The following is an 8,766-nucleotide window of genomic DNA, read 5'->3' on the forward strand; positions in this document are numbered from 1 at the left end:
CCTGGTGGGACGAGCAGCAGTACGCCTGGGAGGTGCTGCTGCGGGCGCAGCGGCCGTGGGAGCAGGAGGGCCCGCTGCGCTGGGAGCGCCGGCTCGGCGCCGGGTGGGAGCTGCACGGGTCGACGCTGCCGGCCGACACCCCGGCGGCGCGGCGCTAGCCGGACGGGTGCTCAGCCCGCCCAGGTCTCGCTGAAGGAGACCTCGGCCGAGGTGGCGACGTGCCGGTAGAACTCCCAGACGGCGATGCATCCGGTCCCAGCAGCGAAGCGGGGGTCCCGCACCGCTGAGCGAGTGCCGTCCGGCAGCGTCAGGACCGCGGCGTCGCCGACGAACGTCACGTCCACGGCGACGGGGCTGCCGTCCTGCGGCACCGGGACGTACGACCCTCGCGCGACCTCGTCGACGGCGCCCTCGGAGAGCAGCCCGGCGATCCACCCGTCCGGGGTGAACACCATGTGGCAGTGCCCGGACAGCGGCGCCGACCCGGTCCACGCCACCAGCGCCACGGATCCCGACGACGCGCCCGGCCCGAACCTGATCCGGGCTCCGATGCGTCGCACCGGGGCGCCCAGCGGCTGGTGACGCCCTCACCTCAGGCTGTGGCGGGCGCCGGAGGTGGCTCGGAGGTGGGCACCGGACCTGGACCTCGACCCGTGCGCCTGCTCGGGGACGGCAGCGAAGGACGTGGTGACCTCGGACGGGACGTCGACGCCTGTCGAGCGGCCGAGGGTGGGCCCGGGGCCCGTCGGGGCGGGCGCTCCGGGGGCAGGCGCCCGGCCGTACGTCGCGTACGTGCCGTACCGGTCGGCGCGTGACGGACGGGTCATCGTCACGACCGACCCGACGAGACGTCCGCCGACGGCGCGCAGCGCCTCGGCGGCCGCGAGGACGGCGTCCTGCGGCGTCGATCCGGCCCGGCAGAGCAGCACCGCACCGTCGGAACGGGACGCGAGGACCGCCGCGTCGGCGACCGGACCGAGGGGCGGGGCGTCGACGAGCACCACGTCGTGGGTCTGGCGCAGCCGGGAGACGACGTCGGCCAGGGCGTGCGACGAGAGCAGGCCGCTCGGGTCGTGGGGCACGACGCCGCTGGTCAGCACGTCGACACCCCGCCAGCGCTGGAGCGCGGCGGTCAGCGCGACACGGCGGGCCAGCACGTCGGTGAGCCCGACCTCCCCGACCAGGCCGAGGCGGGAGGCGATCGTCGGGGCCCGCAGGTCACCCTCGACCACCGCGACCCGCGTGGTCGCGGCCAGGGCCGCAGCCAGCGCGCAGACCAGCGTCGTCTTCCCCTCGCCCGGGACGGCGCTCGTCACGGTGAGGACGGCCGGCGGGGTGTCGACGTCGGCGAACAGCAGATTGGTCCGCACCCGCCGGACCGCCTCGGCGTACTCGCCGGTCCCGGCCGGATCGACGGGACCGCCGGGCACCGCGGGCAGCGCACCCAGGGAGGTCGCTCCGATGAGCGCGGCGAGCTCGCGCGGCGAGGCCACCGAGCGGTCGGTCGCGGCACGAACCACCGCTGCGGCCGCGCCGAGCACGAGACCGAGGACCGCACCCACGACGAGATCGACCGACCAGCGGGGCGAGACCGGGGTGCTGTTGACGGCGGCGGTGTCCACGATGCTCACCACGACGGCGGGTGCGCCGCTCCCCTGCGGGCGCTCCAGCTCGCCGACCACCGTCACGAAGCGGGCCGAGATGGCGTCGGCCGTGTCCGCGGCACGCTGGGGGGACGAGTCGGTGACCGTGACCCGCAGCAGCGTCGAATCGGCGTCGGCGGTGACCGCGACGTCCTTGGCGAGTGTGGCGCTGTCCCCGCCGAGGGCCAGGCGGTCGATCACCGGCTGGAGGACGCGGTCCGAGGTGAGGATGTCCGTGTAGGACTTCACCCGCTGCTGCGAGAGCAACACCCCCTGGTAGGCGTTCTGCGCACTCGTGTCGTCGACCGCGGAGACGTAGAGGCTGGCGGTCGAGGAGTAGCTGCGCGGGACGAGCGCCGTGACCACGGTCGCGGTCAGCAGACCCACCAGCAACCCGACGACCAGCCACGGCCATCGGCGCCGGACGGCGGTGAGCAGGGCGACGAACGTCATCGGATTCCTCCGGGACCGGGTGCGGACGCAAGGACGGGGGCAGGACGTGCGGAGGTCGTCGCCGGGTCCGCAGCGACGTCCGGGGCGGTGGGAGGGCTGGTCGCCCCAGCGACGCCGAGACCGGCGAGCAGGGCGATCGGGAGGTACAGGTAGAGGTCGGCGATCTGGTTCTCGACCGCGCCCACCACCAGCCATGACGCGACGGAGACCAGCAGGACCAGGACGAGGCCGCGCTCGACCGACGCGGGACGACGCGCGAGCGCGACGCCGTCGACGATGGCTCCGAGGACGGTCACGGCGAACGCCAGCACCAGGACGACGCCACCTGCCGCGGCGAGCTGCAGGTAGATCGCGTGACCTTCGGCGACGACGTGCAGCCCGATGCCGCGCACCGGGGAGTGGGCGATGTCGTCGAGGGCCTGCTCACGGATGCGGCCCCGGATGGTGTTGGACTCCTCGGCGCTCTCGGCGCCGGAGAGCCGCAGGGTGGTGGCCGCCGTGTCGAGCAGGTGCGGCGTGAACGCGACGAGCAGCGTCACGACGACGGTGACCGCGGCCAGGAGGGGAGCGACCAGCCGACGCCCGGTGGGCTGGGTGAGGAGCGCGGCGGTCGCCGCGAGCACCGCGACGACGAGGCCACCCCGGGACTGCGAGACGACGAGGCCGCCGCCGAGCACGGCCAGCGCGACCAGCCACCCCGCCCGCGCCGCCCCACGCGCCTGCAGCAGCAGCCAGACCGCCGCCGGGACGGCGAGCGCGATCGCCAGCGACAGGTGGTTGGGCTGCGCGGTGAGCCCCGCCTGCCGTCCGCCGACGTCGACGACCGGGATGAGCCGCGCGCTGACGGCGGTGGCGCCGCTCTCGTCGCCGAGGGCGACGGCCGCGTTCACCGTCGCGCCGAGCACCCACACCGCCGCCAGCGTCCGCGCCCGACGAGGACGCGACCGCAGCGCCAGGCAGACGGCGAGCGGCAGCGCCAGCGCCGGGATGATCCAGCGGACGGCGTTGAGGACGTCCCCGACGGCGGCGTCGGGGATCTGGGCGGCGATGACCGCCTCGACGGGCACCTCGAAGCGTCCCGCGAGGTAGCCCCGGTCGGTGGGGGCCACGACGGACGCCGCGGCGACCACGGTGATGCCGGCACCGAGTACCCACACCCAGACCGGCACCCGGAGCTCCTGGCCGCGCGCGACGGCGAGGGGCGCCAGCACGAGGAGGGCGCCCGCGAGGCACAGGTGCGCGAGTGGGAGCCCGCCGGGTGAGACCCCGTTCCAGGTCGCGGCGAGCACGGCGAGCCCCAGCAGCCCCAGACCGAGCTCCTCGACCCCGCGGACCACCACCACGGCGCCCGCCACCAGCACGATCGCCGACACCGGCAGGGTGTCGGTGAGCGGGACGAGGCGCCCGGCGTCCAGCAGCAGCACGACGGCGACCAGGGCGGCGGCGCCGGCGACCGTCAGTGCTGCCGCGGCCGGAACGAGTGACCGTCCCTGCCCGCGGTGTCCGCTCACGCCGGGACCTCCGCCGCTCCCGGCGCCGGCGACGGAGCACGCTCGGTCGCGGACGTCTCCACCCGACGCCCGACCACCGCCGCCGCGCTCGTCGCGGCGAGCGCCGACGCCGCGAGACCCCAGGCCAGACCGAGCAGCCCGTCGGCCACGAGCCCGAGCGCGGCGCCCGAGAGCGTCGCGACCGCGGTCACCGCCTGCAGCCCGACCAGGGCCCCGCCGCGGCGGGCGCCGCGGACCTGGGCCAGGAACGGCACCGCGGCCCCGGAGAGCGCGGTCTGCAGGACGATGGGCAGCACCAGCGGTGCGGCGTCCACGTAGCGGGGAAAGAGCACCTCGAGGAGCACTCCGCGCAGCGGGACCGCGAGGAGCAGCACCGCGGCCAGCACGCCCGTCGCCGCCAGCGCGACCCACCGGGTACGCCGCAGGCCGGCGCGGTCGCCCGCGGCCCAGTGACGAGCCATCACCGGCGTCGCGAGGACCAGGAGGGCGGCGAACAGGGTGACCGGCGGCTGGAACACGAGGAGCTGGACCGCGCGCAACGCACCCACCTCGGCGGGCACGAGCGCGAGACCGGAGAGCAGCAGCACCAGGTAGACCTGCGCCTGCCCCAGGACCGAGGCGACCGAGAACCACCCGGCGACGTCGCGCGATGCGGTGAACCAGCGCCCCGGGCGCGAGGCCGCAAGGCCCGCCCGTGCCTCCGGCGTCACCGCGGCGACGGCGATCAGGGCGACGAGGGCGCCGACGCCCCAGGCCGCGCCGACCCCAACCACCGACCAGGCACCCGTCAGCGCGATGCCGCCGAGGATCGTCACCTGGCTCAGCGCCCAGACCGCGTCGACCAGGAGGGCTCGCCCGGTCTCGGCCCGGGCGAGCAGGACGTAGCGCCCGGCGTCGACGGCGAGCGCGCCCGGCACCCAGACGGCGAGCGCCAGCAGGCCCGCGCCGACCCCGCCGCCCCACACGAGGCCGGCCACGACGCAGAGCGCCGCCCCGGCCACTCCGAGGACCACCGCCGCGCCGAGCGCGGAGGCGCCGAGGCCGCGGCCGGAGGCGGTCGGGACCTGCGTGAGCAGGGGTTCGCCCACGAGGGCACGCCCCACGGCGCAGAGCACCGTGACCACGGCGTAGGCCGCGACGAAGGAACCGAACTGATCCGGGACCAGCACGACAGCGGCCACGAACGCGGTCAGGTAGTTGCTGGCCGACCCCACGATCTGGTCGACGACGCCGAGCACGGCCCGGCGACGGGTCAGGGTCGGTGTGGCTGCTGCACCGGTCATGGCCTCAGGCGATCTCGGTGTGGGTGCGGGTGAAGAACGGCAGGTCGGAGCTGAGGGGGCGCGCGGCGCGAGCCGGTGAGCCGGCGAACACGTAGGAACCCTCGAGCTTCCGGGTCACGACCGACCCGGCGGCGACGATCGAGCGCGGCGGGACCTCCGCACCGGGCAGCAGCAGTGCCCGGGTGGCGACCAGGGAGTACTCCCCGATCCGGACCGGGCTCGCGTCCTGCACCATCCGCTCCATGTCGACCGCGTGGGTCTGGACGATCGACCCGAACCCGGCGATCGCGGCGAAGTCGCGGAGCTCGACGAGGTCGCACGCGTCGACGAAGTGCATGACGCTGATCAGCGAGTGCCGGCCCATGAGGAGCTCGGGACGCCGGCCCTCCAGGCCCTGGAAGTAGCCGGTGGAACGGCGGACGGCGTTGACCCACACGAGCATCAGCACCACGGCGCCCTCGTCGAGGCGGACCTGCTCCAGCCCACGCATCGCGACGAGGTGGCCGATGCGGGCGCGCTCGCCCATGACGAGGTGGTCCACGTCGATGATCGAGTGCCCGATGCTCGCGGTCGGGGCGAGCTCGTAGCCGAGCAGCCGCGTGTGCACGAAGCGCCGCAGGGCCCCCGGCAGCACCGCCGCCGAGACGGCGAGCAGGGTGCGCACCCTGCGGTGTCTGATCACGACGCCACCGCCGTGGGGATCCAGGGCTGCAGGCGCGCGAGGTCCTTGCGCACGGTGAAGCCGAAGATGTTGCCCTGCCCGCGGGCGATGGTGTTCAGCCCGGCGTTGAGGGCCGCGATCGCCCGCGCACGCCCGCCGATCACGGAACGCATCGAAGCCGTGAGCGCGCGGTCGGTGCCGATCAGCCACTCGCTGTGGAACTCGATCGGCACGTCGTGCCCGGGGTCGAAGGACGCGATGGTCTTGCGGACCTCGCGGCGCGTCCACCGGTAGACGTGGTTGGGCACCCCGGTGCCGTCGACGCCGCCGGTGATTCCGCCGCCGTCGAGGACCGCGGCGTGCTCGTAGACCCCGGCGAGCCCCATCGAGCAGGCCAGGCGCATCAGCGGCGAGTCCTGGTTCTCGACGGCGACCACGGTGGCACGGGCCACGCGGTACATCTCGTGCAGCGCCTGGTGCGGGCGGCTGCAGTGGTGCAGGCCGGCGTGCCCGATCACGTGGTCGAAGCTGGCGTCGGCGAACCCGGTGGAGTGCGCATCGCCGGCGTGACCACCCGAGAGGCGGGACGACGGCGAGTCCGGCGCCATGTTGGTGAAGGTGGCGTTGGTCAGTCCGAGCTCGCGTGCGACCGACTGGTCGAACACGCCCGCGAACTGCACGAGGATCGAATCGTGCCGTCCCATCACGCCACGCGTGACGAGGTCGGACAGGATGGCGGCGTACGCGCCGCCGCTGGCCTCACCCACGGAGAACCTCCCGGTAGACGTCGGTCAGCGCCTGGGTCCAGGCGCCGGTGGAGAACCGCCGGGCGTGCGCGGAGCGCGCCCGGCCGGACAGGGCGGGCCGGTCGCGCTGCACGTCCTTGAGGGCGACGGCGAGCTCGGCCGGGTCCGGGAGCCGGTCGGCGCCGAGCCGGACGACCGCGCCGGTACCGTGCGCGGCCACGTCGTCGGCGGCGCCGTTGCCGGCGAAGGCGACCACCGGCACCCCGGCCGCCAGCGCCTCGACGTAGGTCAGCGGTGGCCCGGCCTCGGCCCAGAGACTGGGCACGACGAGGCCGGTGTAGCCGGCGAGGCGGGTCCGCACCTCGTCGTTCCCCATGCCGCCGAGGAAACGGATGCCGGACCGCCCGCCGAACCGCGCGGTCAGGTCGTCCGCGAGCTCACCACTCCCGACGACGTCCAGCGCCAGCCCCGCCGGCCACGCCGCCAGGAGCTCGGACACCCCTTTCTCCGGGGAGAGACGCCCGACGTAGAGCCAGCGGGGAGCGTGCGCGTGGTCGGCGGTCTCCGGAGGCGCCACGTCGGGCGCGCGGCCCACGGCGTTGGGGACGACGACGAGCCGCCGCGCGTCGACACCGGCCGCGACGTACTCGTCGGCAGCACGCCGGGAGATGGCGATCAGGCGGTCGGCCCGGGCCACCACCGGGTGTCGGGTGGCTCCGCCGCGCCCGGCGATCGCCAGCGGCAGCGTTGCCACCCGCGAGTGCTGGAAGCACCGGTGACGCACGGCGGCCGCCGGGTTCGTCACGCAGTCGGTGCAGCGCCGACCGTCACGCAGCAGCGTGCCTGCCGGGCAGATCGGGCGGAAGTTGTGCAGGGTCGCGACCAGCGGGCCCTCCCACCGGGCGAGCCAGCGGGTCCCGAAGTTCGGGAAGAGGTTGTGCACGTGCACGACGTCGGGGGCGACCCGGCCGAGCATCTCGCTCGGGTCCGGCCCGACCCCGGTGAGCACCGTCGCCGCGGCTTCCACGGGGTACCAGGGACGGCGCCCGCGCTCGTCGTTGTGCTGGGCGATGACGACGGCCTCGTGCCCCGCGGCGGTCAGCGCCTCGACCTGCGCGTCGACGACGACGTTCTCGCCGCTCGGGACCGCTGAGTGGTGGTAGCTGTGGACGAGCGCGATCCTCATGCCGGCTCCGCTCGGGGGGTGGTGACGTCGGTGGGGCGATGCGTGGCCGCGAGGGCGTGGACCGAGGCGCGCGTCGGACGCACGGCCGGCAGGCTGCACGGTGCGTGACGCCCGGCGGCCAGCTGCTCGACCCAGGCGACGTAGGAGGCGCGGGCCACGTCGACGTGGAGGACGTCGCGGGCGAAGAGCTGGCCCCGCAGCCCCATGGACTCGGCCTCGGCCCGGTCGGCCCGGACCGCCACGACCGCGTCGAGCAGCGCGTCCGGGGCGCCGGGCAGGACCGTGACACCCGCACCGGAGCTCGCGATCTCGGCGCTCGCGGCACTGAGCGGGTTCGTCGCGGCCACGATCGGGCGTCCGGCGGCGAAGTAGGAGGTCAGCTTGGAGGGGACGCACATCTCGGCGATCCCCGGGCGTTCGTGGAGCACCAGGACGTCCGCGGCGGAGAGCACGTCGGTGAAGTGCGCCGCCGGGAGGGGGTCGTGGAACTGGAGCCGCTCGACGTCGCGGCCGAGACCGGCCAGCGAGTCGCGGCGGTTGCCGTGCCCGAGCAGCACGAACCGGACCGCGAGGCCACGACGGTCCGCGACCCGCGCCGCCTCGACGACCGTCTCGAGTCCCTGCTTGGCGCCCATGTTCCCGGCGTGCAGCGCGATGATCTCGTCATCGCGCCACCCGAGCCGGCGACGGACCTCGCGGACCGCTGCACCGCGGCCGGTCGCCGGATCGATGTGGGTCCAGTTGCGGATGGTCGTGATCCGGTTCTCGTCGACACCCAGCGCGGCGAGCGAGCGGCGGAAGCGCGCGTGGATGGCGACGACCCCGTCGGCGCGGCAGAGCAGGGTGCGCTCCAGCGCGGCGGCCCCGCCGGCGGCGCGCCCGAGCGATCCGGTCTCGGAGAGGGCGTGGCTGTAGAGGTCCTGGGGGACGACGCCGAGCGCGGTGCGTCCGGGACGACGGCGTAGCGCCGCGGTCCCGATCGACAGCAGTGCCGGGCTGACCGCGAGGACGACGTCGGGTTGCGCGCCGCCGTGCGTGACGACCCGGGCCGCGCGAGCGGCGAACGTGGCCTCGAGGCGGACGCGGCCGAGACCGGTCGGATCCGCGGGCACCGGGTGGTTCACGCGGGTGATCCGCACCGCGCCGTCACGTTCCTCGATGCGACGGCCGCCGTAACCGGGCTCGACCCGCCAGGTCGGGTAGTGCGGCAGCCCGGTGACCACGTGCACGTCGTGCCCGGCGTCGGCCAGGAACCGGGCGATGCCGGTGGTGTACGGGGCGAT

At 75.3% G+C, this 8,766-nt stretch carries 8 protein-coding genes; all 8 read right to left on the reverse strand.

Translation table 11 applies throughout. The features are described 5' to 3' along the window. Window positions 1-170 precede the first annotated feature (170 nt). Window positions 171-506, reverse strand: coding sequence for a hypothetical protein (locus tag AC0CYZ_RS23955; RefSeq protein WP_472219981.1), 336 nt, complete (start codon window positions 504-506; stop codon window positions 171-173). Window positions 507-587: 81 nt separating this feature from the next. After that, window positions 588-2,096, reverse strand: a complete 1,509-nt coding sequence (locus AC0CYZ_RS23960) for a tyrosine-protein kinase domain-containing protein (RefSeq protein ID WP_472219983.1) — start codon at window positions 2,094-2,096, stop codon at window positions 588-590. Further along, complete coding sequence (locus tag AC0CYZ_RS23965) at window positions 2,093-3,607, reverse strand: O-antigen ligase family protein (RefSeq protein ID WP_472219985.1); 1,515 nt, start codon at window positions 3,605-3,607, stop codon at window positions 2,093-2,095. Before AC0CYZ_RS23965 ends, AC0CYZ_RS23960 begins: the two co-directional genes overlap by 4 nt. Next, complete coding sequence (locus tag AC0CYZ_RS23970; protein WP_472219986.1) at window positions 3,604-4,890, reverse strand: MATE family efflux transporter; 1,287 nt, start codon at window positions 4,888-4,890, stop codon at window positions 3,604-3,606. Before AC0CYZ_RS23970 ends, AC0CYZ_RS23965 begins: the two co-directional genes overlap by 4 nt. 4 nt (window positions 4,891-4,894) lie before the next feature. Continuing rightward, complete coding sequence (locus AC0CYZ_RS23975) at window positions 4,895-5,554, reverse strand: acyltransferase (RefSeq protein ID WP_472219987.1); 660 nt, start codon at window positions 5,552-5,554, stop codon at window positions 4,895-4,897. 14 nt (window positions 5,555-5,568) lie between these two features. Next, window positions 5,569-6,318, reverse strand: coding sequence for a class I SAM-dependent methyltransferase (locus AC0CYZ_RS23980; protein WP_472219989.1), 750 nt, complete (start codon window positions 6,316-6,318; stop codon window positions 5,569-5,571). Next, complete coding sequence (locus tag AC0CYZ_RS23985; protein WP_472219991.1) at window positions 6,311-7,483, reverse strand: glycosyltransferase; 1,173 nt, start codon at window positions 7,481-7,483, stop codon at window positions 6,311-6,313. Before AC0CYZ_RS23985 ends, AC0CYZ_RS23980 begins: the two co-directional genes overlap by 8 nt. Further along, window positions 7,480-8,766 (reverse strand): glycosyltransferase family 4 protein (locus AC0CYZ_RS23990; RefSeq protein WP_472219992.1); only part of this gene is annotated, 1,287 nt, incomplete at its 5' end. The genes AC0CYZ_RS23990 and AC0CYZ_RS23985, both read right to left, overlap by 4 nt.

This window comes from Actinomycetospora sp., from assembly GCF_055612215.1.

Bases quoted from the DNA above. Each gene is read 5' to 3' on its own strand.
- AC0CYZ_RS23960 (WP_472219983.1), bottom strand. From the start codon at position 2,096: ATGACGTTCGTCGCCCTGCTCACCGCCGTCCGGCGCCGATGGCCGTGG.
- AC0CYZ_RS23970 (WP_472219986.1), bottom strand. From the start codon at position 4,890: ATGACCGGTGCAGCAGCCACACCGACCCTGACCCGTCGCCGGGCCGTG.
- AC0CYZ_RS23985 (WP_472219991.1), bottom strand. From the start codon at position 7,483: ATGAGGATCGCGCTCGTCCACAGCTACCACCACTCAGCGGTCCCGAGC.